This window comes from Marinobacter sp. LA51 (assembly GCF_030297175.1).
Lineage (GTDB): Bacteria > Pseudomonadota > Gammaproteobacteria > Pseudomonadales > Oleiphilaceae > Marinobacter > Marinobacter apostichopi.
The window spans coordinates 2340736-2365056 of the sequence record NZ_AP028070.1 but is presented as its reverse complement, the minus strand read 5'-3'; the positions used below and the strand labels follow the sequence as shown (position 1 = coordinate 2365056).

22 protein-coding genes are annotated in these 24321 nt (G+C 57.7%); 20 read left to right on the top strand and 2 right to left on the bottom strand.

The features are described from left to right. Positions 1–623: 623 nt before the first annotated feature. From rluC to QUE89_RS10835, 3 genes are read left to right on the top strand one after another with little or no spacing between them, the layout of a single operon-like run. A complete protein-coding gene (gene rluC, locus QUE89_RS10845; RefSeq protein WP_353506806.1) occupies positions 624–1556 on the top strand; it encodes a 23S rRNA pseudouridine(955/2504/2580) synthase RluC in 933 nt (310 codons plus the stop codon). Further along, positions 1557–2204, top strand: a complete 648-nt coding sequence (locus QUE89_RS10840) for an HAD family hydrolase (RefSeq protein ID WP_286220098.1) — start codon at positions 1557–1559, stop codon at positions 2202–2204. 38 nt (positions 2205–2242) lie between these two features. Beyond that, on the top strand, positions 2243–3286 hold the full coding sequence (locus QUE89_RS10835) for a S49 family peptidase (protein WP_286220097.1): 1044 nt from the start codon (positions 2243–2245) through the stop codon (positions 3284–3286). Positions 3287–3307: 21 nt separating this feature from the next. On the opposite strand, the gene QUE89_RS10830 is transcribed toward QUE89_RS10835, so the two are convergent. Continuing rightward, positions 3308–3904 carry a Maf family protein gene (locus QUE89_RS10830; protein ID WP_286220096.1) on the bottom strand — a complete coding sequence of 199 codons (597 nt, stop codon included), beginning with the start codon at positions 3902–3904 and terminating at the stop codon, positions 3308–3310. Positions 3905–4067: 163 nt separating this feature from the next. Here QUE89_RS10830 and QUE89_RS10825 point away from each other — a divergent pair, with 163 nt between their 5' ends. From QUE89_RS10825 to QUE89_RS10745, 17 genes are all read left to right on the top strand, one after another. Then, positions 4068–4622 (top strand): YceD family protein, encoded by a 555-nt coding sequence (locus QUE89_RS10825; RefSeq protein WP_286220095.1) that lies wholly within the window; start codon positions 4068–4070, stop codon positions 4620–4622. Positions 4623–4703: 81 nt separating this feature from the next. Further along, positions 4704–4883: a 50S ribosomal protein L32 gene (gene rpmF / locus QUE89_RS10820; RefSeq protein ID WP_286220094.1), complete on the top strand. Its 180-nt coding sequence runs from the start codon at positions 4704–4706 to the stop codon at positions 4881–4883. A gap of 25 nt (positions 4884–4908) precedes the next feature. Then, positions 4909–5928: a phosphate acyltransferase PlsX gene (plsX, locus tag QUE89_RS10815; RefSeq protein WP_286220093.1), complete on the top strand. Its 1020-nt coding sequence runs from the start codon at positions 4909–4911 to the stop codon at positions 5926–5928. Between the two features lie 136 nt (positions 5929–6064). Further along, positions 6065–7003, top strand: a complete 939-nt coding sequence (gene fabD, locus QUE89_RS10810) for an ACP S-malonyltransferase (protein ID WP_286220092.1) — start codon at positions 6065–6067, stop codon at positions 7001–7003. 15 nt (positions 7004–7018) lie between these two features. Next, positions 7019–7762, top strand: coding sequence for a 3-oxoacyl-ACP reductase FabG (gene fabG, locus QUE89_RS10805; protein WP_286220091.1), 744 nt, complete (start codon positions 7019–7021; stop codon positions 7760–7762). 132 nt (positions 7763–7894) lie between these two features. Beyond that, complete coding sequence (gene acpP, locus QUE89_RS10800; protein ID WP_007154069.1) at positions 7895–8128, top strand: acyl carrier protein; 234 nt, start codon at positions 7895–7897, stop codon at positions 8126–8128. 131 nt (positions 8129–8259) lie between these two features. Further along, the gene (fabF, locus tag QUE89_RS10795; protein ID WP_286220090.1) at positions 8260–9507 is read left to right on the top strand and encodes a beta-ketoacyl-ACP synthase II; all 1248 of its coding nucleotides are present in this window, start codon (positions 8260–8262) and stop codon (positions 9505–9507) included. Positions 9508–9515: 8 nt separating this feature from the next. Further along, a complete protein-coding gene (locus QUE89_RS10790) occupies positions 9516–10331 on the top strand; it encodes an aminotransferase class IV (RefSeq protein ID WP_286220089.1) in 816 nt (271 codons plus the stop codon). 5 nt (positions 10332–10336) lie between these two features. Next, entirely contained in the window at positions 10337–11404 is a 1068-nt protein-coding gene (mltG, locus tag QUE89_RS10785; RefSeq protein WP_286220088.1) for an endolytic transglycosylase MltG, read from the top strand. Beyond that, positions 11404–12039, top strand: coding sequence for a dTMP kinase (gene tmk, locus QUE89_RS10780; RefSeq protein WP_286222871.1), 636 nt, complete (start codon positions 11404–11406; stop codon positions 12037–12039). The genes mltG and tmk overlap by 1 nt, the downstream gene beginning before the upstream one ends. Positions 12040–12078: 39 nt before the next feature. Then, on the top strand, positions 12079–12858 hold the full coding sequence (locus QUE89_RS10775; RefSeq protein ID WP_286220087.1) for a helix-turn-helix domain-containing protein: 780 nt from the start codon (positions 12079–12081) through the stop codon (positions 12856–12858). A gap of 113 nt (positions 12859–12971) precedes the next feature. Further along, a complete protein-coding gene (gene putP / locus QUE89_RS10770) occupies positions 12972–14462 on the top strand; it encodes a sodium/proline symporter PutP (RefSeq protein WP_286220086.1) in 1491 nt (496 codons plus the stop codon). Between the two features lie 364 nt (positions 14463–14826). Further along, positions 14827–16320, top strand: a complete 1494-nt coding sequence (gene putP / locus QUE89_RS10765; protein ID WP_286220085.1) for a sodium/proline symporter PutP — start codon at positions 14827–14829, stop codon at positions 16318–16320. 231 nt (positions 16321–16551) lie between these two features. Further along, entirely contained in the window at positions 16552–17559 is a 1008-nt protein-coding gene (locus QUE89_RS10760) for a TAXI family TRAP transporter solute-binding subunit (protein ID WP_286220084.1), read from the top strand. A 2-nt stretch (positions 17560–17561) separates the two neighbouring features. Then, positions 17562–19709 carry a TRAP transporter permease gene (locus QUE89_RS10755; RefSeq protein WP_286220083.1) on the top strand — a complete coding sequence of 716 codons (2148 nt, stop codon included), beginning with the start codon at positions 17562–17564 and terminating at the stop codon, positions 19707–19709. Between the two features lie 13 nt (positions 19710–19722). Next, complete coding sequence (locus QUE89_RS10750) at positions 19723–20469, top strand: sulfite exporter TauE/SafE family protein (RefSeq protein ID WP_286220082.1); 747 nt, start codon at positions 19723–19725, stop codon at positions 20467–20469. A 25-nt stretch (positions 20470–20494) separates the two neighbouring features. Further along, entirely contained in the window at positions 20495–21487 is a 993-nt protein-coding gene (locus QUE89_RS10745) for a zinc-dependent alcohol dehydrogenase family protein (protein ID WP_286220081.1), read from the top strand. Positions 21488–21561: 74 nt separating this feature from the next. Here the strand turns inward: QUE89_RS10745 and acnB are convergent, their stop codons facing one another. Further along, positions 21562–24156, bottom strand: a complete 2595-nt coding sequence (gene acnB / locus QUE89_RS10740; RefSeq protein WP_286220080.1) for a bifunctional aconitate hydratase 2/2-methylisocitrate dehydratase — start codon at positions 24154–24156, stop codon at positions 21562–21564. Between the last annotated feature and the right edge of the window lie 165 nt (positions 24157–24321).

Sequence of the window (24321 nt, the reverse complement as noted above, 5' to 3'; positions counted from 1 at the left end):
TCCTATTGGTCTGAGACCACCGACAGTCTGGCCACCTGTAGGCAGCGAGAGGTCGTGTAAAGTTGATGTCTGTTGACGCATATAATCCGTTTTCAGGTTCACTCAGGTGCCTGGGTCTCACGTCGTATTCGTAAGCTGGACGGCCCGGCCCTGGGTGGCAATGATTCTTCGCGATGTCGCCCGTCGGTTTTCCGCACGGTTTTATTACTCTCCCGGAAGCAGGGTTCAGCCGTCATCGGTCTGTCCTGGGGCTCCGGGAGCATTTTCTCCGCCGTTGCCCGATAGTGATTGGGCATGCGGCGTTCAAACTCTCGAATAGTGTCGGTATACTTCTGCCGCTCCGGCTTCTGACTAGAGTCTGTCAGGCCGTAGACAAACAACAGAGCACGCCGGAATATAACAGTATTCGGGTGGCCATACAATGCTGTAAGCACCTGTCCCTAAGGAATTCTATGTCCCGCAAGCCCGCGCGCAGAAAACCCGCCGCAAAGCGTCCGGCAAAAGCCGCCCCTCGGGCACGGGGTGCCGCACGCAAGCCACCGGGCGCCGAGCGCATCGGAACGGATCATCGCCCAAGCGCTGAGCGTAAAGTTGAGCATAAAGAGGTGCGTCAGGGTGTTCAGATGGTCGTTGTCGACGAGGACAACGAGGGGCAGCGGGTCGATAATTTTCTGCTGGCCCAGCTTCGTGGTGTGCCCAAGAGCATCATCTATAGGGTGGTTCGAAAAGGCGAGGTGCGCGTTAATAAGGGCCGGGTCAAGCCCGATACCCGATTGAAAACCGGCGACCAGGTTCGTATCCCGCCGGTGACCCGCAAGGAAAAGCCGGCCCAGGTGGAGCCGGGTACCCGGGTTCAGGGTGTCATGGAAGCTGCGGTGGTGTTCGAGAACGAACAGATGCTGGTGGTTAACAAACCCTCTGGTATTGCCGTTCACGGAGGCAGCGGTCTCAGTTTCGGGTTGATTGAAGTGCTGCGGTCGGCGCGCCCCGAATCCCGTTTCCTGGAGCTTGTGCATCGGCTCGACCGGGACACCTCTGGCCTGGTGATGGTCGCGAAGAAGCGTTCGGCTCTGCGTTTTCTGCAGGATGAATTGCGCCATAAGCGCATCCGCAAGCATTATCACGCCCTGGTGAGTGGCGAGTGGTCGAGCTCGGTAAGGCGGGTTGAGGCTCCATTGCTGCGCTACGAGATGCCCAATGGCGAGCGCCGGGTGAAGGTTGATGAGGCCGGCAAGGAGTCGCTGACGCTGTATCGCTGCCTGCAGCGTTACGAGGGTTATAGTCTGGTGGAGGCGTCTCCGGTTACCGGTCGAACCCATCAGATTCGCGTGCACTGCACCTGCGAGGGTCATCCGATTGCCGGTGACGACAAGTATATGGATGATGTAAGCCTCAAGGCCTTCCGTGCTGTTGGTGGTCAGCGACTTATGCTTCATGCCCGGGCTCTCGAATTCAGTTTGCCGGTTACCGGTGAGCCGATGCGTTTGGAGGCACCCTACGACGATGCATTTGCGGATGTGCTCAAAATTCTGGAAGCGCGCAACAGGAACCAATAGATGAAGGTCAAGGTAGTCATATTTGATTGGGACGGGACTCTGGTGGATTCCGTCGAGCACATCGCCGAAAGTCTGCATCAGGCTGCGACAGAGTTGGGTTTTCCGCAACTGGAGCGGGAAGCGTATCGGGACATCATCGGCCTCGGTATGATCGAGGCGCTCGAGAAACTCTACCCGGGTATCAGTCGGGAGGAGATGAACACCATTCGCGAAGGCTACGGTCGCTACTTCTTTAGTAAGGTGACCACCCCTCAAAATGTTTTTGCCGGCATGGCCGATGTGGTGACCGATATTCGTGGCGCGGGTCTCGGCTGTTCGGTGGCGACCGGCAAGAGCAGGCGTGGCCTGGACATAGCGCTGGATTCCAGTGGCCTGGGTCCGCATTTTGATACCACCCGTTGTGCCGATGAAACCCGGTCGAAGCCCGATCCCACCATGCTGGAGGAGATTGTTCGGTTTTACGGCATTGATCCCTCCGAAGCGGTAATGATTGGTGATACCCGCTATGACCTCGACATGGCACAGCGGATTGGCATGCCGTCCATCGGGGTGGAGTGGGGCGTGCACAAGCGCGATGTGCTCGGCGAGTACTCGCCGCACGCCATTGTCGATACGGTGCCGGATCTTCGTAAGGTGCTGGGGCTTTAACGCCAGTTCTATTTGAACGTTGCTGACAGGATGTATGCATGACTGACTGGGATTCCGATAATACCCCCGATTGGGGTGACAAGCCGGTGGAGCAAGAGGGTGGTGCCAAGCCCAAGCCTGGGCGCAAGACGCCAAACCTGCCGCCCGAAACCGGGCGAGACTGGAAACTGATTGAAAAACTGGTGATGTCGCTGCAGTCAGAGCAACGTCGCAGTCGGCGCTGGGGGATATTCTTTAAGTTCCTGACCTTCGGCTATCTTTTCCTTCTGCTGTTTATGCTCAAGTTCCCGCTCGGCGATACCATTGATTCGGCCACCGGCAAGCACACCGCTCTGGTTGAGATTAATGGTCCGATTGCTGCTGACGAGCTGGCCAGCGCCGACAATATAGTTGGCGCGCTGCGCTCGGCGTTTGAGGAAAAGAATGCGGTGGCCGTGGTGCTGCGCATCAATAGCCCGGGCGGAAGTCCGGTGCAGTCTGGCTACGTGTACGATGAGATCAAGCGCCTGCGGGAGGAGTACCCGGAGAAGAAGGTGTATGCCGTCATTTCCGATGTCGGTGCCTCCGGCGCTTACTACATTGCCTCCGCTGCTGATGAGATCTATGCCAACCGCGCCAGCCTGGTGGGGTCCATCGGGGTGGTTGCTGGTGGCTTTGGTTTCACCGGCGTGATGGAGAAGTTGGGAGTTGAGCGCCGGTTGTACACCGCCGGCGATAACAAGGCGTTCCTGGATCCATTCTCGCCGGAACAGAAAGAAGAGGTGGTGTTCTGGCAGGGTGTGCTGGAAAACACCCACAAGCAGTTTATCGAGGCGGTGAAAGCTGGCCGGGGTGATCGGCTGGCCGATGATGAGCGTCTGTTCAGTGGTCTGATTTGGAGTGGCGAGCAGGCCCAGGAGTTGGGGCTTATTGATGGGCTCGGCAGTTCCTCCTTTGTGGCTCGGCAGATCGTAGGCCAGGAAGACCTGGTGGATTACAGCCGGCGCAAGTCGCCGCTGCAGGATATTGTCGATCAGCTTGGCGTTGCCTTTGGTGAAGGGTTTGCCGGCCAGATGCTGGAGTCCCGGCTAGAGCTGCGCTAGTGCCCAGTACTGGCCCGCTGCTCAGCGGGTCAGTAGCGGGTTGAGGCCCCAGTGTCTCAGCATGTTATTCAGCGCGATCAGGGGCAGGCCGATCAGGCTGTTCGGATCGCGCCCTTCCATAGCTTTAAACAGTGTGATGCCCAGGCCTTCCATGCGAAAGCTGCCGGCGCAGTCATAGGGTTGTTCCTTGCGCAAATAGCCGTCGATTTCTTCCTCGGTCAGATCCCGAAAGTGCACGGTGAACCGCTCGCAATGGGTTTGTGCGCGGCCTGCGCTTGGGTCGAGCAGGCTCAAGCCGGTCAGGAACTGCACGGTCTGGCCGCTGCTGCGCTGTAATTGGCTGACGGCATGCTCATGGCTACCGGGTTTTGCCAGCAGGGTGCCATCCGGCAGGCAGGCCACCTGATCTGAGCCAATGATCCAGTGTTGCGGGTATTCGTTGGCCAGGGCGCGAGCCTTGGATTCCGCCAGCCGGATGGCCAGTTGTTCCGGGCTTTCATCAGGCTTGGGGCTTTCGTCGATGTCGGGGCTTGCGGTCTCGAATGGCAGGCCGAGGCGCTCCAGAAGCTCCCTGCGGTACGGGGACGATGAAGCAAGAAGTAGAAGGCGCGATGACATCAGGCAGTTCCTTTTGAAGCTGTTTGTGGCTAAGGGTTGTGGCGAATGGGGCAATTGCCGGAAGTGGGTTATCGTAAGATACACCTATCTGCACCGGAACCCCCGGGCAAAAGACAACGAAGTCTTTGACACCAGAGGGCTGCGCCCCTAAAATTGCGCGCCTATGTCAAATGCGTCACACGCCGAGTTACCCAAATCTGTCGATCCTTATCGGTTGGCGGAGCAGAACACCACGCTGGAGGGAGGCATTCCCCTCAGTGCGTTGACTCGTTTCCGGGAATCGGTTCTGGGCGTTGATGAAGGGTCTGTGTGTAACGTAAAGCTGTCCTTCTATATGGATGCGCAGCGTCGTCGCATTGTCTCCGGTGAGCTTGAGGCTCTGGTCAGCCTTGAGTGCCAGCGTTGCATGGGTGACATGCGTACAACGCTGAACTCCCAGTTTACGCTGGGGCTGGTAACCAGCGATGAGCAAGCGCAACAGCTGCCGAAAGATCTTGAGCCGTTCCTGACGGATGACTTCAGTGCTGAATTGTGGTCAATGGTTGAGGACGAGCTATTGTTGGTGCTGCCGGCATTCCCGCTCCATGAGCGCAGTGAGTGTCCAGCCCGCGAAGACCTGGAAGCCTACGAGCCAGACGGATCTCCGGCGCAGCCGGACGAGCCGAAAAAAGAGAATCCCTTCAGCGTGTTGGCGGATCTCAAGAAAACGAAACACTAAGCAGGTGCTGGCTCTGATTCGGGGTCTGCGCTTTACACTGAACACACGTTTTATTTACGTAAACAGGTCAGGAGCATAATCATGGCTGTACAGAAAAACCGCAAGACTCGTTCCAAGCGCGGCATGCGTCGTTCACACGACGCCCTGAGCGCTGCCGCTCTGTCCACCGATCCAACAACCGGTGAAGTTCATCGTCGTCACCACGTCTCTCCGGACGGCTTTTACCGCGGCAAGCAGGTAATCGAAGCAAGCGACGAGTAAGTCAGTTGCGATCAGGCACCGCCCGATGACAGATGGATCAACGGTGAATCCCGTAACCATCGCCATTGATGCTATGAGCGGTGATCGCGGAGCCACAGTAGTGGTATCCGCGGCGCTTGATGCGGTGCGCGAAAACGAAGCCTTGAGTATCGTTCTGGTAGGAATACGGAGCGAACTCGAGGCTTTGTTGCGTGAAGAGCATGCGAGAATTCGCATTGTTGAGGCCGCGGACGTGGTGCGCATGAATGAGCGCCCCTCTCATGCCCTTCGCCACAAGAAAAGTTCCTCTATGGCTATCGCCCTCGGTCTTGTCCGGGACGGCGAAGCTCAAGGTTGTGTCAGTGCTGGTAACACCGGTGCGCTGATGGCGTTCGGTCGCTCCCTGATTCGAATGTACCCCGGCATTGAACGGCCGGCAATCTCCAAGTTGATCCCCTCTCTTCGTGGCCGTTGCCACGTTCTCGATCTCGGCGCCAACGTCGATTCCACGGCTGAAAACCTCTATCAGTATGCGCTGATGGGGTCCCTGATGGCGTCTGCCATGTCGGGTCAGTCCGAACCGCGCGTAGCGTTGCTGAATGTCGGTGAAGAGGAAATCAAGGGCAATGAGCAGGTGCGCCTTGCCTCTCACATGCTTGCTCAGTGCGATACCCTGAACTACATCGGTTACGTCGAGGGCAGCGATCTGTTCCGCGATGTCGCAGATGTCGTTGTTTGCGATGGCTTTGTTGGCAATATCGCGCTGAAAACCGGGGAAGGTGTCGCTGGTCTGTTGATTGAGCTCATGGAGCAGGCCTTCACCAAGACGCTCTACGGCCGTTTCGTCGGCCTGATGGCGCGTCCCATTATCGGCCGCCTGCTGCGCCTGATGGATCCGTCACGTCACAATGGCGCAAGCCTGCTGGGGCTTCAGGGAGTTGTCATCAAAAGTCATGGCAACGCCAACGAACGTGCGATGCTGGCGGCTATTCGCCAGGCGGTGCGTGAGGTGGAGCTGGAAGTCCCTCGCCGAATCAATGAGCGTCTCGACGACCTCATGCTCTAAGCCTTTGCGGCGCAAAGTTTCTGGGCCTCTGAGACTAAAGTCTGTCCCGCTTTTGATGGGTATTCGCGGATAATTGGCCTAACTTGTACTATTGGCTAATCTCCCGTAACACCTCAATGACGTTAAGATCCTCACTATGAAATCAGCCTTTATTTTTCCCGGTCAGGGGTCCCAGTCAGTCGGTATGCTGTCAGCGGCAGCCGAGGCGTGGCCTATCGTCAACAAAACCTTTGCCGAGGCATCCAATGCTCTTGGCTACGACCTGTGGCAGCTGTGCCAGAAAGGTCCTGCGGAAGAACTCAACCAGACTACAGTTACCCAGCCGGCGCTTCTCACAGCCAGTGTCGCCCTGTGGCGCCATTGGCAGGTGGCGGGCGGTAGTCGCCCCAACTTCGTGGCGGGCCACAGCCTGGGCGAATATAGCGCGCTGGTTGCCGCCGAGAGTCTCGATTTTGTCGACGCGGTCAAGCTGGTTCGCTTACGTGGCGAGCTGATGCAGGATGCGGTTCCTGCCGGTGAAGGCAAAATGGCAGCGATCCTTGGCCTTGAAGACGACGACGTGGTGGCGGCTTGTGCCAGTGCCGCCAATGGCGACGTGGTCTCGGCGGTTAACTTCAATGCCCCCGGGCAGGTTGTTATTGCCGGGTCGGCCGCTGCCGTTGAGCGCGCCATAGAAGCCTGTAAGGAAAAGGGCGCGCGCAAGGCCATGCCGTTGCCGGTTAGCGTGCCGTCGCATTGTGCGCTGATGAAAGGTGCTGCCGACGAGCTGGCGGGTGAACTGGAAGACGTGCGCTTTAACGACGCTGTCATACCCGTTATACAAAATGTTAACGCCGTCGCCGAGACAGATTCCGATACACTCAAGGCCAATTTGCTGAAGCAGCTATATTCCCCGGTGCTGTGGACCGATTCGGTGCGCACCCTGGTTGATAGCGGAGTGTCGGTTGCAGTTGAGTGTGGCACTGGTAAGGTGCTGGCCGGATTGATCAAACGAATTGATCGTAGTCTGGCTGTTCACAATATCGAAGAGCCGGATTCACTGGCGAAGGCGCTGGACGCATTCAGTCAGTCCTAAAAAAGGGAGTTATACATGTCTTTGGAAGGCAAAACCGCACTGGTCACCGGTGCAACTCGTGGCATTGGCAAGGCCATTGCCCGGGCGCTGGCAGAGCAGGGTGCTGAAGTGATCGGCACGGCTACCAGTGCAGAAGGTGCCGAAACCATTTCCAACGATCTCAAGGCCGCGGGCCTGAAAGGCTACGGTATCGTGATGAACGTTGCCGAGGCCGAAAGCGTTGATGCCGGGTTGAAGGAAATTGCCAGCAATTCTGGCGCGCCTCAGATTCTGGTCAACAACGCTGGCATCACCCGCGATAACCTGCTGATGCGCCTGAAGGAAGACGATTGGGCGGCGGTTCTGGAAACCAACTTGTCCAGCGTGTACCGCACCAGCAAGGCGGTGCTGCGTGGCATGGCCAAAGCCAAGTGGGGGCGGATTATCAATATCAGCTCCGTGGTAGCAGGCATGGGCAATCCCGGGCAAGGTAACTATTGCGCTGCCAAGGCAGGCGTAGAGGGCTTTACCCGTAGCCTGGCTAAAGAAATGTCGAATCGGGGTATTACCGCCAACTGTGTGGCTCCCGGGTTTATCGACACCGATATGACGAAAAAACTGGACGACAAGCAGCGTGAGACTATGCTGGAAATCATACCCGCGGGTCGTCTGGGTGAGCCGGAAGAAGTGGCAGCCGTGGTTGCCTTCCTGGCATCAGATGCAGCCGGATACGTGAGTGGCGAGACCATCCACGTGAACGGCGGAATGTACATGGGATAGACTGGGGCGGCTGCTTGTACGCAAGCCCTTGTCACACAACATGTTTGACCGAATCCCTGCTTGTTTGCAGGTGGGGTTTAAATTAAACTTGCAGCACAAAGTTGCTTGGTTGACACACAAAGTGAGGACATTATGAGTACAGTTGAAGAGCGCGTTAAGAAGATTGTTTGTGAACAGTTGGGCGTTAAAGAGTCCGAAGTTCAGAACACATCTTCTTTTGTAGAGGATCTTGGCGCTGACTCACTGGACACCGTTGAGCTGGTAATGGCACTGGAAGAGGAATTTGAAACTGAGATTCCCGACGAAGAAGCCGAGAAGCTGGCCAGTGTTCAGGACGCGATTGACTACATTGTCGCGCACACCTGATACTCTGCAGTAGTAAAAGCCAGGCAAGAAGCCGTCCTTGTTTCTAAACTAAGGGCGGCTTTTTTATTGGTTGGAATTCAGGTTCAATCGGTGATCGGACGCACTTGTAAAAGGATCAGGTGAAAGGCTTTATGAGTAAACGACGGGTTGTCATCACAGGTATGGGTATGTTGTCTCCATTGGGCAACGACGTAAAAAGTTCCTGGGAGGGCGTACGGGAAGGCCGTAGCGGCATCGGTAATATCGAGCGCTTTGACGCCTCCGAGTACAACACCCGGATTGGCGGCGCCATCAAGGATCTTGACCTTGAGCCCTGGCTGTCCACCAAGGAAGCCCGAAAGCTCGACGCCTTCATCCATTACGGTTTGATTGCCGCCCAACAGGCCGTGGACGACAGCGGTCTGGATGATTACGACGCGCTGGACAAGGACCGGGTCGGTATCGCCATTGGCTCTGGCATTGGTGGTCTAGAGTACATTGAAAAGAATGTGCTGACCATGGACAAGTCCGGGCCCCGCAAGGTGTCACCGTTCTTCGTTCCCGCCTCGGTTATCAACATGATTTCCGGAAATGCCGGGATTCGCTTTGGCTATCGCGGTCCCAACATTGCCATCGTAACTGCCTGCACCACGGGCACTCACAATATTGGCTACGCCGCCAGAACCATCGCTTACGGCGATGCCGACGTGATGCTCGCCGGTGGCTCCGAGATGGCAACCACCCGCACCGGGATCGCCGCGTTTTCTGCTGCCCGGGCATTGTCCACGCGCAACGATGAACCCGAGAAGGCAAGCCGGCCCTGGGATCGCGAGCGAGACGGCTTTGTTCTGAGTGACGGTGCTGGTGTGGTGGTCCTGGAAGATCTCGAACACGCCAAGAAACGTGGTGCCACCATTTACGGTGAAGTGGTCGGCTTTGGCATGAGCGATGATGCCCACCACATTACCGCTCCGCCCGCGAGCGGGGAAGGCGCTGCCCGTTCCATGAAAAATGCTCTGCGCGATGCTGGCCTGAGCCCGGACGAGGTTGATTACATCAACGCCCATGGCACCTCAACCCAAGTTGGCGACGTTGCTGAAGTGGCGGCGGTGAAATCGGTCTTTGGGGACCATGCCAACAAACTGGCCATGAGCAGCACTAAATCAATGACTGGCCATTTGCTGGGCGCGGCCGGGGCCGTAGAAGGCATCTTCTCTGTTCTGGCAATCCGCGACGGCCTGTTGCCGCCGACCATCAATCTGGATAACCCCGATGAGGGTTGTGATCTGGATTTCGTGGCCAACAAGAGCCGTAATTCGGATGTTCGCATTGCGCTCTCCAATTCCTTCGGCTTTGGCGGCACCAACGGCACGCTGATTTTCCGCCGTTACGAGGACTGAGCCAACTCATGCTCAATCTGTTCTGGGCCGACGAAGGCGGACTACCGGCCAATGACCGGGGCCTTGCCTACGGCGATGGTTTGTTTGAGACCGTCCGGATGCAGGGGCAGCAGGGCGTTCTTCTGTCCCGACATCTCATGCGCCTGGTCCGTGACGCCGCCCGCCTGGGTATCGAAGTGTCTCGTGAGGAGCTCAGAGGTGTGTGCGTTCAAGCTGCACAGCGCTGGGCCGACAGCTTCGAGAATGGCTGGGTGCTGAAGCTGACTCTGACTCGGGGCGCTGGTGGGCGTGGTTATCGCCCGGATGACAAGATGCGCCCGAACCTCCTGGTATCTGCCGGTCCGCTGCCGCCTGCACCTGACGCTGAGGGTGTGGTTGCGGATTTTTCATCAGTATCGCTGTCGGTTAATCCGATGTTCGCTGGCATCAAATCCCTCAATCGACTCGAGCAGGTGATGGCCGCCCGTCAGCTGCACGACGGGCTCTTTGAAGTGATCATGTCGAATCGCGACGGTTACCTGATTGAGGGCACCCGCACCAATCTGCTGCTCAAGACCCGCGAAGGCTGGGTAACACCGCCGGTTTCAGCTCTGGCCGTGGCCGGTGTCATGCGGGAGTGGTTGCTGGAGCGTCTGCGTGAGCGCGGCGAATCTGTGTTGGAGCGGCCGCTGACCATTGCCGATGCGACCGGTCCCGACTGCCAGGGACTTTTCCTGCTCAACAGCGTGTTCGGCCTTGTGCCGGTGCGGTGTTTTGCGGATCAGGATTTGCCTGTCGATAGCGGACTTGCGACAATCGTCCATCCTCTCGATCTACTGGAATAATTCCCTTGCTCAAGAAGTTACTGACAGCCTTGGTTTGCGTGATGGTTTTGATAGCGGCAGGTACCGGGCTTTGGGCCTGGCAGGGCCTGCAAACCCTAAAGCAGCCCGTGGCTCTCGATGAGCCGATGTTGTTCAGCCTGCCCAATGGCACGGCTTTTGGCCAAGTGGCGCGCATGCTGGAGCAGGAAGGGCTGGTTGAGCAGAGCCTGTGGCTGCGGGTGCATGGACGGCTGTATCCGGAGCAGGCAAGAATCAAAGCCGGTGAGTACGAGTTCACCAGCGGCATGGCACCGCTGGACATGCTTGCCGTTATGGTCGCCGGTGATACCAAGCATTGGTCAGTGCAGTTCATCGAAGGCTGGACCTTCAGCGACATGCGCGCGGCGCTGGCGCGCTCTGAGCGTCTGGAGCAGGTGACGAACGACTGGACAGATGCCGAAATCATGAAGGCCGTCGGCGCTGAAGGCGAACATCCGGAAGGGCGTTTCTTCCCGGATACCTACCTGTTTGCCAGCACCGAATCAGACCTGGATTTGCTCCAGCGGGCGTTCGACACCATGGAAGACGCCCTGGCGGAAGAGTGGGCCGAGCGTGAGCCGGACTTGCCCTACAGTTCGCCTTACGAAGCACTGATCATGGCCTCCATTGTTGAGCGCGAAACCGGCGCGACACATGAGCGAGATCAGGTTGCCGGTGTGTTTGTACGGCGTCTGCAAAAAGGTATGCGGCTGCAAACCGATCCAACCGTTATCTACGGCATGGGTGACAGCTACAAAGGCAGGATCGGCAAGAGCGACCTGCGGACCCATACTCCGTACAACACCTATCGCATTGATGGCCTACCGCCGACCCCGATCGCGCTGCCCGGCCGAGAGGCGATTCATGCCGCGCTGCACCCAGACGACGGTGATGCACTTTATTTCGTCGCCCGAGGCGACGGCACTCACAAGTTTTCCCGAACACTCGCGGAGCACCAGAAGGCCGTTCGTGAGTTCCAACTCAATCGTCGTAAGGACTACCGGTCATCGCCGGCGACCCAGAACGATTCGAACAGCAACAACGGAGATTCATGATGGCCCAGCGTGGTCAGTTCATTACCTTCGAAGGCACCGAGGGCGTGGGCAAATCCACCCAGCTGGCCAATGCGGCAAGCGCACTGAAAGGGCTGGGTGTCGACGTTGTGGTCACCCGGGAGCCCGGCGGTACGCCGATGGCAGAATCCATTCGCGAGCTGTTACTGACGCCCCGGGACGAGTCGGTGAACGAGACCACCGAATTGCTGTTGATGTTCGCGGCCCGGGCCCAGCACCTCAATACCCGCATCCTGCCAGCTCTGGAGCAGGGGCAGTGGGTGCTGTGTGACCGCTTTACCGATGCCACCTTCGCCTATCAGGGCGGCGGGCGTGGTGTCTCTTCTGAGCGCATTGCATTGCTGGAGAACCTGGTGCAGGGCGACGTACGGCCTGATCATGTCATCCTCCTGGATGCGCCGGTTGAAACCGGCATGAAGCGGGCGCGCAGTCGTGGTGATCTGGATCGGTTTGAGCAGGAGGCGGTGTCGTTCTTCCAGCGCATCCGTGATACCTACCTGGATCGCGCCCAGGCCGCCCCCGAGCGCTACAGCGTGGTCGACGCCTCCGCTTCCCTTGAGCAGGTAACTGCCTCCATTCGTGACCTTGTGTGCAAGTTTCACTCAGATCTGCTTTAATTGACTAATATTATCAATTATTAAGGTGCGCTGGCGTCTATGCTGGATGCTCGACTACTGGAGTTGCCGACCACCTCTCATCAGCATTGCCATGAGCATCACCAGATTGTGGTGGGGGTGAGAGGCGAGGCTGTCGTGAGTGTCGATGGAACGGGATCCCAGTTAGACACGTGGAAGGCCTGTCTGGTGCCCACGGGCGCATTGCACGACTATTGTGGTGGTCATCAGAATCATGTTCTGGTTATAAACCTTAATCCTGCAACCCCGATGACTTCGTCCCCAGCCCATGCAGATTACGAGCAGATGGTTCGGGTATTTGAAAAGCCACGTACGGTTCACATGGACAGTCGAATGCAAGGGATGGTTCAGTTTGCGGCCAGTGAATTCGACCGGTCCCCAGGGAATGCAACACTGCACGGACATCTGGCCGCCAGTATTCTGTATTGTATGGCGGATCGGATCGTGGATCGGAAGGTTTACCCATCCAGTCGTCACAGCCTCAGTCTCGGCGCCATTCAGCGTTACATCATCGCGAATCTCCACCGGAAGATTTCAGTTAAAGAACTGGCGGATGAAGCATGTCTGGGTGTGAGCCGGTTCCATGAAGTCTTTCGGGACGTGGCTGGTATCACGCCCCATCAGTTTCTTCTCCAGATTCGTCTCGATCAGGCAGTTAATCTGCTTGCCTCAACATCGCTTTCGGTTTCGGAAATCAGTTACCGGGCTGGGTTTTCGTCGCAAAGCGCCCTGACAAATTCGTTGCGTAAGCATAAAGGCATTACACCGGCCAAATTGCAGGCAGGTGAAAATGTTGCGTGAATGGGTCAAGACGGTACTTAAGTAAATAAGAAGAACGGCATAGTGGCTCGCCATCAGAGCGACCGATGCTTATCGAGCGGATTGAATCCGACTCATTTAACCGGAGGAGCGTTATGGCTATTGGTGTATGGATCAGTTTATTTGCGTACTTTGCGGTCATGATCGCCATTGGCGTTTATGCGATGCGCACATCCACGTCTTCCTCGGAAGATTACATGTTGGGTGGGCGATCGCTCAGTCCCAAAGTAGCGGCTCTGTCTGCCGGCGCTTCGGACATGAGTGGCTGGTTGCTGCTCGGGCTCCCCGGAGCACTGTATGTGTCGGGTCTGGGATCGGCGTGGATCGGTATCGGTCTGCTGGTCGGTGCCTTCTTCAACTGGACTCTGGTTGCACCGCGCCTTCGTGAGCAGACGGTTCACTATGGTAACGCGATCACCATTCCTTCCTTCCTGGCGAATCGATTCCCGACCCAAGCGCTCTCCTTACGCACGGTATCGGCAATTGTTATTGTTATTTTCTTCGCGGTTTATACGGCATCCGGACTTGTTGCGGGCGGCAAGCTGTTTGAAAGTGCATTTGCTGGCATTTTCAACTTCGGAGGCCTGAGTGATTACGCCGTCGGGATCGTGATCACATTGGGTGTTGTATTGGTGTACACGGTTGTAGGCGGCTTCCTCGCGGTGAGCATGACTGACTTTGTGCAAGGCTGCATCATGATGCTCGCGCTGGTGATCATGCCGAGTGTAGTGCTGTTTGGCGAGGGTGGCGGCGGATTCGCCCAAGCTTCGCAGACCCTCAATGAGGTTGATCCTAATCTGCTGTCCTGGACAGAAGGGCTGACCATCATCGGCTGGTTGTCAGCCGTCACATGGGGGCTGGGTTATTTTGGTCAGCCCCACATCATCGTACGTTTCATGGCAATCCGCACACTGGAAGACGTTCCAACGGCTCGTAACATCGGTATGGGCTGGATGGCGATTTCGCTTATTGGTGCCGTTTCTCTCGGTATCTTTGGCCGTGCTTACGCGGTTCGCAACGGTATGGACATCGAGGATCCAGAAACGATCTTCATCATCTTGTCTGACCTGTTGTTCCATCCGTTGATCACCGGTTTCCTCTATGCGGCACTTTTGGCCGCGGTAATGAGCACCATTTCCAGCCAGCTTCTGGTGTCATCGTCCTCGCTAACAGAAGATTTCTATCGTCTTTTCATGCGCAAGGAGGCGAGCGACCGAGAGTGTGTGAACGTTGGCCGGATTTGCGTCGTGTTGGTAGGCCTGGTCGCTGCCTTCATTGCATCTGATCCCAATTCTCAGGTGTTGGCGCTTGTCAGTAACGCATGGGCAGGCTTCGGTGCGGCTTTTGGTCCGCTGATTATTCTGTCGCTGATGTGGTCGCGTACCAACGGTGCTGGTGCACTCGCAGGCATGGTAGCCGGTGCCGCTACGGTAATGATCTGGATTTCGCTGGGATGGAACGGTGAGTTCATGGGTGGCCCAGGAGTTTATGAGATCATTCCAGGGTTCATTGCTGCCTGGGTTGCAATCGTGGTCGTCAGCCTCGCTACAGCTGATGCTGGCGAATATCAGGCGATTTCCCGGTAACACGGTGCGTTTGTTGTTCTCTGAGCAACCAATGAAAGGGCTCCTGCGGGAGCCCCTTTTTGTTGGTGAGATTTATCGGGACGCGGCGCCCACTCAGTTACGTTTTGGTGAAAAAATAGCCTAATTCTGAAAAAACTTGGCTTTTTGGACGATTTATCAAAAAAAACGTAGGATTTTGCAAGTTTGAGATCCGTAGCAATACTAACGTACGCAGGTCTGAAACTTGCTTTGGAGCGTAGCCTTGCTCCGTCACGGTTTTGAATTCGTCGGGCTGTCCTTCCCATCCTGTCTGCAGGGTGCGGAAGGAGAGCCGTTCCAAAGCCAATAATAACTAACCCAGATAGCGCACGGGGAGAAAACCGAAATGATAGGAAACAGTGTTGGGATTAGTATTACCTTCCTGGCCTACATTCTGCTAATGCTTGGCATTGGCTATGTAGCCTGGAAGCGCACCTCAAATCTTTCCGATTACATCCTGGGCGGCCGTAGTCTTGGCCCCCTGCCTTCTGCGATCAGTGCCGGTGCGTCCGACATGAGTGGTTGGCTGTTGCTGGGTCTGCCCGGTTACGCCTATGCAGCGGGCTATGAAGCCATCTGGATTGCTGTTGGCCTGTTGGCGGGCACCTGGCTGAACTGGTTGTTTGTTGCCAGTCGCCTGCGTACCTACTCGCTGTCTGCCGGCGACTCGCTGACGCTGCCGTCGTTCTTTGAGAACCGCTTCAACGACACCAGCCGTGTTCTTAGGGTCATTTGCGCCTTCTTCATCCTGTTGTTCTTCCTGTTCTACACCAGCTCCGGCCTGGTTGCAGGTGGCAAACTGTTTGAGACGGTCTTCGGGCTGGATTACACCGTAGCGGTCATTGTTGGCACCATTGCCGTGGTTTCTTACACCTTCTTCGGCGGTTTCCTGGCGGTCACCTGGACCGACGTTATCCAGGGCCTGCTGATGTTTGCTGCGCTGCTGTTGGTGCCGATCATGGCGATCAACGCAGACGGTGGCTGGGCAGCGACTTCTGCGGCTATGGAAGCTAAGAATCCCGAGTTCATGGATGCCTTTACCAGCACCGATGGCACGGCGCTGGGTGTGCTTTCCATCCTGTCTCTGCTGGGCTGGGGCCTGGGTTATTTCGGCCAGCCGCACATTCTGGCTCGTTTTAAGGCGATTCGCAGTGAAGATGACGTTCCGGCCGCCCGCCGTATCGCGGTGATCTGGAGTGGTCTGGGCCTGTTGGGTGCACTGCTGTGTGGTTTCGCAGCCATTGGCTACTTCGAGACTCCGCTGGACGACGGCGAGCGTGCCTTCATGCTCCTGGTTGATGCGTTGTTCCACCCGGTTATCGCTGGTGTTCTGCTTGCAGCCATCCTGGCAGCTATCATGAGTACCGCCGATTCCCAGCTTCTGGTGTCCTCATCAGCATTGGCAGAAGACTTCTACAAGGCGCTGTTCCGCAAGGAAGCCTCCCAGGAAGAGCTGGTTTGGGTTGGTCGCTTTGCCGTTGTTGGTATCGCCATCGTGGCCTGTATTCTCGGCTTGAACCCGGACAGTAAGGTACTGGAGCTGGTCTCGTACGCCTGGGCTGGTTTCGGTGCGGCCTTTGGCCCGGCTCTGATCCTGTCGCTGTTCTGGCGTAACATGACTCGCAACGGTGCTATTGCCGGTATCGTTGTTGGTGGTGCCACTGTGGTGATCTGGGGCAACATGTCTGGCGGCCTGCTGGACCTGTACGAGATTATCCCGGGCTTCATCCTGGCGACCATTGCCATTGTTGTGGTTTCCAAGTTCGGTGATAAGCCGCACGCGGAAATCCTGGCCGGCTTCGATAAGGCCATCAAAGAGCGTTACCACAACCTGCCGTAACCGACGGGTCCGGCCCCGCTGATAAGTGGTGCCGGATAGGTAAGCGCGAAAGCCCTCGTCAGCAATGACGGGGGCTTTTTTTTGCCTGCGGCCGCGCCGTGCCCCGGAACGTTCTAATACATAGGTCGAAGGCAGGGCTGTGTTGCTGGCAGTCGTTTCATCAAAGCGCTACGGTGATAAGTTGTTAGGAAGCGTCCCGCAATAACTATAAGCATCTGAGGATAAAGACATATGAACAGGAATCGTCTGTGTAAATCCGCTCTGGGTGTGGTTGCCGCAGCCGCCGTCTCGCTGTCAGCCAGCGTGCAGGCCGAAGGCAATTACGTGATGGGTACCGCCACCACCGGTGGGACCTATTACCCAGTCGGCGTGGCCATCTCCACGCTGATCAAGGTGAAGCTCGAACCGCAAACCAACATCTCGGTGTCCGCTATCAGTTCTGCCGGCTCCGGTGAGAACCTCAAGCTGATGGACGAAGGGCAGATCCAGTTCGGCATTCTTCAGGGCCTTTACGGCGCCTACGCCTGGAATGGCACCGGCCCGGTCCCCCAGGCTTACAAGAACCTGCGCTCCGTCTCCATGTTGTGGCAGAACGTTGAGCATTTCGTGGTGCGCAACAGCGTGGTCGACACCGGCACCATTTCTGATATGACCAACCTGTACGATGAGAGCTTCTCTATTGGTGCCCGTAACTCCGGTACCGAGGGCTCAGGTCGTTTCATCCTGGGTAAGGTTGGCATTGATCTGGAACAGGTGGACATCGCTTACCTGGGCTACGGTCCCAGTGCTGATGCCATGCAGAACGGCAATATCGACGGCATGAACATTCCCGCTGGCGTACCTGCTTCGGCGGTGACCCGTGCCTACGCCAATCTGGGTGACGACATTACTACCCTGGACTTTACTGCGGAGCAGCTGGCTCAGGTAAACAGCGACTTTGAGCTGTGGACCCCGTACACCATTCCGGCCGGCACGTATCCGAATCAGGACAAGGACATCAACACGATTGCTCAGCCAAATATCATGGCGGCCCGTGCCGATGTCTCTGAAGAAGACGTCTACCAGATCACCAAGACGATCTACGCCAACCTGCCGTTCCTGAACAACATCCACCCGGCGACCAAGGCCATGGCACTGGAGAAGGCTATTGCCGGCCTGCCCATGCCACTGCACCCGGGCGCTGCGCGTTTCTACCGCGAGCAGGGGCTGGATATTCCTGAGCGACTGATCGCGGAGTAAACGTGGCAGAGCAACCAACCAGCGAACCTCATATCGAGGTTCGCGACGAAAGCGCCAGCGACGCCAGCGAACGCCTTGATCACCGGCTCCTCGGACCGGTGATTTTTGGTTTGGCCATCGTCACGTCGCTGATTCATCTGTACTTCAACACCGTGTCTACGCTCTCCGAGCTGTGGACGTCGGCTTTGCACTTCGGCCTGTTCGGGCTGATTTGTGCCCTGACCACTCCCATGCTGAAGGTGCGCTCTGTGGCCGGCCAACGAGCCGTGCTAGGCGTTGATGTGTTGCTCGGGCTGGCTGCGCTGGCCTGCGCTTTCTACCTGATGTTATTTGAAAACGCACTCTATGATCGGGGTGTTAACTTCAGCACCGGTGACTGGATATTCTCCATCGTCGCTGTGGTGCTGATTCTCGAATTTGCGCGCCGCACCGTGGGCTGGTTTATTCCGGTGCTGTGCATTCTCGCGTTGACCTACGTCGCCTGGTGGGGGCAGTACGTGGACGGTATCTTCAACTTCCCGGGCCTGACCTGGGAAACCGTCCTGTTCCGTTCTTATATTGGTGGCCAGGGCATGCTCGGCTCCATTGCCCGGATCTCCTGGACCTATGTGTTCATGTTTATCCTGTTCGGGGCCTTCCTGGTGAAATCCGGCGCCGGTGACTTCATCATCGAGCTGGCACGATGCGCCGCTGGCCGCTTTGTCGGCGGTCCGGGTTTCGTCGCAGTGTTCTCCTCCGGCCTGATGGGGTCTGTCTCGGGCTCCAGTGTTGCCAACACCGTCTCCACCGGGGTAATCACCATTCCACTGATGCGCAAGGCGGGTTTCCCGGCTCGATTTGCCGCAGGTGTCGAGGCTGCCGCCTCCACCGGTGGTCAGCTGATGCCGCCGGTGATGGGGGCAGGGGCGTTCATCATGGCCTCGTACACCCAGGTGTCCTACCTCACCATCATCTCCGTGGCGGCACTGCCGGCCCTGCTGTATTTCCTGTCGGTCGCGATGTTTGTTCGTATCGAGGCCAAGCGCAGCCATGCCGTCAAACTGGAAGATGAGGAAGCGCCCACCCTGAAAGACGTGCTCAAGGATGGCTGGCATTTCCTGTTGCCGCTGGTGGTTCTGGTGGCAGCGCTGGTCTATGGCTTCACGCCCACCTACGCAGCCGGTATTGCCATTCTGTCGGTGATCGTCGCGTCCTGGCTGTCGAAACATCCAATGGGCCCCAGGGACATCCTGGACGCTCTGGTGATGGGTGCCCGCAATATCACCACCACGGCGATTCTGCTGATCACCGTGGGGTTGATTGTGATGGTGGTGTCGACCACCGGCATCGGTAATACCTTCTCGATCATGATTACCGACTGGGCCGGCGGCAGCCTGCTGATTACCATCGTTCTGGTGGCGCTGGCGTCCCTGATTCTGGGCATGGGGCTGCCGGTGACGGCCGCCTACATTGTGCTGGCAACACTGTCGGCGCCGGCAATTTATAACCTGATCGCCCAGAGCCAGCTGTTGGACCTGATGATGAGCGGCAATCTGCCGGAACAGGCCAAGTCCATCTTCATGCTGGTGGCGCCGGACAAAATGGATCTGCTGAACGCGCCGATGGACCAGGCGACCGCCCAGCAGTTACTGGCGTCGGTGCCTGATACCTTCAGCTCGCAACTGCTGGAGCAGGCATTGTCGCCAGCAACCCTGTCGATGGCGCTGGTGGCCGCGCACATGGTGATCTTCTGGCTGTCTCAGGACTCCAACGTGACGCCACCGGTGTGCCTGACGGCGTTCGCTGCGGCTGCCATCGCGGGCACGCCCCAGATGCGCACTGGTTTCACCGCGTGGAAGTTGGCCAAGGGGTTGTACATCGTACCGCTGCTGTTTGCCTACTCACCGCTGATCACTGGCGACTTTGATCAGATGCTGCAGGTGTTCTGCTTTGCCTTGTTTGGCATCTACGCGATTGTGGCAGGCCTTGAGGGGTATCTGGAGCATCCGCTCAATCCGCTGGTGCGGTTGCTGATGTTCCCGATTGGCGTGCTCATGCTCTGGCCCCATGGTCAGATTGCGTTGGACGTGGCCGGGCTGGTGATCTTCATCATTGCCTTTGTCTGGAGCAGTCGCCAAGGCAGACGGATGTCCATGCCGGCCACCGCATGACGGACGCCCGCCAATGACACTGCTGGAAATCCTGGCGCTGTTGGCGCTGGGGGGCATTGCCGGCTTCATCAACGTGCTGTCGGCAGGGGGCTCCATGCTGACCCTGCCGCTGTTGATGTTCCTTGGCTTGCCACCCCAGGTGGCCAACGGTACCAACCGGGTGGCGATCACCCTGCAGAGTATTACTGCGGTGGGAAGTTTCCACCGCATGGGCCACGGCAACCTGATGGTCAGCCTGCGCCTCGCCGTGCCTGCGGTTCTGGGCTCGTTACTGGGAGCCTGGGTGGCCACCTGGGTGCCCGATGCCGTGTTCGAGGTGGTTCTGGTTTCGGCCATGATCGGTGCCTCGGTGTTCATGCTGTTGCCGCAACCGAATCTGGATACCCGCCCGCTCACGGTAGACCGATTGACCCCGGCCATTTATCTGGCGATGTTCTTCGTTGGCATGTATGGCGGGTTTATCCAGGTGGGTGTCGGGGTGCTGTTCATTGTGGTCCTGTACCACATGCTCAAGATTGATCTCCGGCAGGTGAACGTGCTCAAGGTGTCCATTGTCCTGCCATTCACCTTTGCGGCGCTCGTGGTCTTTGCGATCAATGATCAGGTGCGCTGGGCTGTGGGCCTTACGCTGGCGCTTGGCAATGTCACCGGTGCCTTCATCGCCACCCATGTGAACATGAGCAAGCAGGGCGCGCGTTGGGTGAAAGCGATCACCCTGGCCATGGTGGCGGCTATTCTGGTTCGACTGATTTTGTACTGATGACCGAATAAAGAGGTTTTTGACGATGAAAGCGATGGTAATTGAAGAGTTCGGCGGCCCCGAGGTGTTTGTCGAGCGCGAGGTGGACACACCGGAGCCGGCCGAGGGCCAGGTTCGCATCAAGGTGGTGGCCTCCAGTGTGAACCCGCTGGAAACCAAGATCCGTTCAGGGCTGGTGAAAACCGGGCCGGCGATGCCCGCGATCCTGAACGGTGATGTCTCTGGTGTGGTCGATAAGGTTGGCCCCGGCGTGACGGGGTTTGTCGAAGGCGACGAAGTGTTCGGCTGTGCCGGCGGTGTTAAGGGCTGGCAGGGTGCACTGGCCGATTACATGATTGCCGATGTCCGTCTGCTGGGTAAGCGCACACCTGGGATGAGCCTGCCGCTGGCCGAGTGTGCGGCCTTGCCGCTGGTGTTCCTGACCGCCTGGAGCGCCCTGGTAGACCGGGCCGGCCTACAGTCCGGCGAGCACGTGCTGATTCACGCCGGTACCGGCGGGGTGGGCCATGTGGCGATTCAGATTGCCAAGTACCTGGGCGCCCGGGTGGCGACCACGGTCTCTACCGAAGCGAAAGCCGAGCAAGCCCGTGCTTTGGGTGCTGATGACATTATTTTTTACAAGGACGAGTCGGTAGAGGACTACAAGCAGCGCCTGACCGGTGGTAAGGGCTTCAGCCTGGTGTTCGATACCGTGGGCGGTGGCAACGTGGACCGGTCCATTGAGGCCACGGCGGTGAATGGTCGCCTGTGCTCGATCAATACCCGCTCGACCCATGACTTGAGCCAGATGCACGCCAAGAGCCTGACTCTGCACGTGATCTTCCGCTCCATCTCGCTGCTGCATGGCATTGGTATGGATGACCAGCCGCGGCTATTGAAGGCGCTGTGCGATCTGTTGGAGCAGGGCAAGGTCAAGCCGCTGCTGGATACCCAGCGCTTCAAGTTTACCCAGATCGGCGACGCCCATCGTCGTATTGAATCGGGTGAGGCTGTCGGCAAGATCCTGCTTGAGCGATAAGTTCTTTCAGGCATAAAAAAACGCCAGCCCGAGGGCTGGCGTTTTTCGTGGAGCTTACCGTAAAGACTTAATGCTTAGGCGATGTTCGCTTCGGCAGCCTTCTTGGTGTAGTTCTCCATCTGGTCGAAGTTGAGATACTTGTAGATCTCTTTCGACATGCTGTTCAGGTCCTTGGCGTACTCCATGTACTCCTGCGGGGAGGGGAGTTTGCCCAGAACCGCACCAACCGCTGCCAGTTCCGCTGAGGTCAGGTACACGTTGGCACCATCACCGAGGCGGTTCGGGAAGTTACGGGTGGAGGTAGACAGCACGGTGGATTTGGCTGCTACACGAGCCTGGTTACCCATGCACAGGGAGCAACCTGGCATCTCGGTGCGAACACCGGCGGTGCCGTAGGTGTTGAAGTAGCCTTCCTCCATCAGCTGCGCCTGGTCCATCTTGGTCGGCGGAGACATCCACAGACGGGTGGTCAGGGCACCTTTGTGCTGCTCAAGCAGTTTACCAGCGGCACGGAAGTGACCGATGTTGGTCATGCAGGAACCGATGAAGACTTCGTCGACCTTGTCGCCAGCGACTTCGGACAGGAACTTGGCATCGTCCGGGTCGTTCGGGCAGCACACGATTGGCTCTTTGATGTCGGCCAGATCGATTTCGACGACGTGAGAGTACTCGGCGTCTTTGTCTGCACGCATCAGCTTCGGATCGGCAATCCACTCTTCCATCTGCTTGGCGCGACGCTCCAGGGTACGCGGATCGCCGTAACCTTCAGCAATCATCCAGCGCAGCATGGTGATGTTGGAGCGCAGGTACTCGGCAACAGAGTCTTCCGACAGGTTGATGGTACAACCAGCGGCGGAACGCTCAGCGGAAGCGTCGGACAGCTCGAACGCCTGCTCAACGGTCAGGTGCTCAAGGCCTTCGATTTCCAGGATGCGACCAGAGAATTCGTTGATCTTGCCTTTCTTCTCAACGGTCAGCATGCCTTGCTTGATGCCGTACAGGGGAATGGCATGAACCAGGTCACGCAGGGTGATGCCCGGCTGCATTTCGCCTTTGAAACGCACCAGTACGGATTCCGGCATGTCCAGCGGCATAACGCCGGTGGCGGCCGCGAAGGCTACCAGGCCAGAACCGGCCGGGAAGGAGATACCCATCGGGAAACGGGTGTGGGAGTCACCACCGGTACCAACGGTGTCCGGCAGCAGCATGCGGTTCAACCAGGAGTGGATGATGCCGTCACCCGGACGCAGGGCAACACCGCCACGAGTCTGGATGAAGTCCGGCATGGTGTGCTGCATTTCCACGTCGACCGGCTTCGGGTAGGCCGCGGTGTGGCAGAACGACTGCATAACCAGGTCAGCCTGGAAGCCCAGACACGCCAGATCTTTCAGCTCGTCACGAGTCATCGGACCGGTGGTGTCCTGTGAGCCCACGGTGGTCATGTGCGGCTCGCAGTAAGTGCCAGGACGAACGCCTTGGCCTTCTTCCAGACCACAGGCCTTGCCAACCATCTTCTGGCCCAGGGTGAAGCCCTTGGTACCAGCTTCCGGATCGCTCGGCAGACGGAAGATGTCAGTGGCGCCCAGACCGAGTGCTGCGCGGGCTTTGGCGGTCAGGCCACGGCCGATGATCAGCGGAATACGGCCGCCGGCCTGAACTTCGTCCAGGATCACGTCGGACTTGAAGCCGAACTCGGAGATGGTTTCACCCGCTTCGTTCAGGATCTTGCCTTCGTACGGGCGGATGTCGATGACGTCGCCCATGTTCAGATCGTCAACCGGTGCTTCGAATACCAGGGCGCCAGCGTCTTCCATGGTGTTGAAGAAGATTGGAGCAACCTTGTTACCGATGCACACGCCGCCGGCGCGCTTGTTCGGTACGCCTGGAACGTCGTCGCCGAAGAACCACAGTACGGAGTTGGTGGCAGACTTACGTGAGGAGCCGGTACCAACAACGTCGCCAACAAAGGCAACGGGCAGGCCCTTCGCTTTGATTTCGTCGATCTGGCTCATCGGGCCAGTAACGCCGGGCTCTTCCGGCGTCAGGCCGTCACGTTCCATTTTATAGGCAGCGCGGGCGTGCAGCGGGATATCCGGACGGGACCAGGCATCGGGAGCCGGTGACAGGTCGTCGGTGTTGGTTTCGCCGGTAACCTTGAAAACCACCATCTTGGTGCTTTCAGGAACCTTCTTCTTGTTGGTGAACCACTCGGCGTTGGCCCAGGATTCAACCACAGCCTTGGCGACGGCGTTGCCGGCGTCCATCTTTTCCTTCACGTCGTTGAAGGCATCGAACATCAGCAGGGTACGTTTGAGTTTTTCGCCCGCCAGTTCGGCCAGCTCGGCATCGTCCAGCAGGTCGACCAGAGTGGCGATGTTGTAGCCACCTTGCATCATGCCTAGCAGCTCAACCGCTTTCTGTTTGCTCATCAGCGGGGAGGTAGCTTCACCTTTAACGATGGCGGTCAGGAATGCGGCCTTAACGTAGGCGGCTTCGTCTACGCCCGGCGGGATGCGGTTTTCCAGAAGATAAACGAGAGTTTCTTCTTCACCGGCCGGCGGATTTTTCAGCAGCTCAACCAGAGCGGCTGTTTGCTCGGCATTCAGGGGCTTGGGAGGAATACCCAGAGCTTCACGTTCAGCAACGTGTTCACGGTATGCTTCTAACACGATATGGACCCTCATCAGTTGGAATGTCCCGCGCCCAGCGCTTTTTAGCCTGGCGGGAGTTTTATGGCGGAAAGGCCTTAAACTGGTGCGGCATTCTATAGGAAACCCCTTATAAAGTTAAGATGGACAGTGGTCGGAGTAGTCTGTTAAGTGCGCTATACTCGC

What these genes read in the sequence shown, in the direction of transcription:
- rluC (WP_353506806.1), top strand. Translation starts at nt 624, where the DNA reads ATGGTCGTTGTCGACGAGGACAACGAGGGGCAGCGGGTCGATAATTTT.
- QUE89_RS10840 (WP_286220098.1), top strand. Translation starts at nt 1,557, where the DNA reads ATGAAGGTCAAGGTAGTCATATTTGATTGGGACGGGACTCTGGTGGAT.
- QUE89_RS10835 (WP_286220097.1), top strand. Translation starts at nt 2,243, where the DNA reads ATGACTGACTGGGATTCCGATAATACCCCCGATTGGGGTGACAAGCCG.
- QUE89_RS10830 (WP_286220096.1), bottom strand. Translation starts at nt 3,904, where the DNA reads ATGTCATCGCGCCTTCTACTTCTTGCTTCATCGTCCCCGTACCGCAGG.
- QUE89_RS10825 (WP_286220095.1), top strand. Translation starts at nt 4,068, where the DNA reads ATGTCAAATGCGTCACACGCCGAGTTACCCAAATCTGTCGATCCTTAT.
- rpmF (WP_286220094.1), top strand. Translation starts at nt 4,704, where the DNA reads ATGGCTGTACAGAAAAACCGCAAGACTCGTTCCAAGCGCGGCATGCGT.
- plsX (WP_286220093.1), top strand. Translation starts at nt 4,909, where the DNA reads ATGACAGATGGATCAACGGTGAATCCCGTAACCATCGCCATTGATGCT.
- fabD (WP_286220092.1), top strand. Translation starts at nt 6,065, where the DNA reads ATGAAATCAGCCTTTATTTTTCCCGGTCAGGGGTCCCAGTCAGTCGGT.
- fabG (WP_286220091.1), top strand. Translation starts at nt 7,019, where the DNA reads ATGTCTTTGGAAGGCAAAACCGCACTGGTCACCGGTGCAACTCGTGGC.
- acpP (WP_007154069.1), top strand. Translation starts at nt 7,895, where the DNA reads ATGAGTACAGTTGAAGAGCGCGTTAAGAAGATTGTTTGTGAACAGTTG.
- fabF (WP_286220090.1), top strand. Translation starts at nt 8,260, where the DNA reads ATGAGTAAACGACGGGTTGTCATCACAGGTATGGGTATGTTGTCTCCA.
- QUE89_RS10790 (WP_286220089.1), top strand. Translation starts at nt 9,516, where the DNA reads ATGCTCAATCTGTTCTGGGCCGACGAAGGCGGACTACCGGCCAATGAC.
- tmk (WP_286222871.1), top strand. Translation starts at nt 11,404, where the DNA reads ATGGCCCAGCGTGGTCAGTTCATTACCTTCGAAGGCACCGAGGGCGTG.
- QUE89_RS10775 (WP_286220087.1), top strand. Translation starts at nt 12,079, where the DNA reads ATGCTGGATGCTCGACTACTGGAGTTGCCGACCACCTCTCATCAGCAT.
- putP (WP_286220086.1), top strand. Translation starts at nt 12,972, where the DNA reads ATGGCTATTGGTGTATGGATCAGTTTATTTGCGTACTTTGCGGTCATG.
- putP (WP_286220085.1), top strand. Translation starts at nt 14,827, where the DNA reads ATGATAGGAAACAGTGTTGGGATTAGTATTACCTTCCTGGCCTACATT.
- QUE89_RS10760 (WP_286220084.1), top strand. Translation starts at nt 16,552, where the DNA reads ATGAACAGGAATCGTCTGTGTAAATCCGCTCTGGGTGTGGTTGCCGCA.
- QUE89_RS10750 (WP_286220082.1), top strand. Translation starts at nt 19,723, where the DNA reads ATGACACTGCTGGAAATCCTGGCGCTGTTGGCGCTGGGGGGCATTGCC.
- QUE89_RS10745 (WP_286220081.1), top strand. Translation starts at nt 20,495, where the DNA reads ATGAAAGCGATGGTAATTGAAGAGTTCGGCGGCCCCGAGGTGTTTGTC.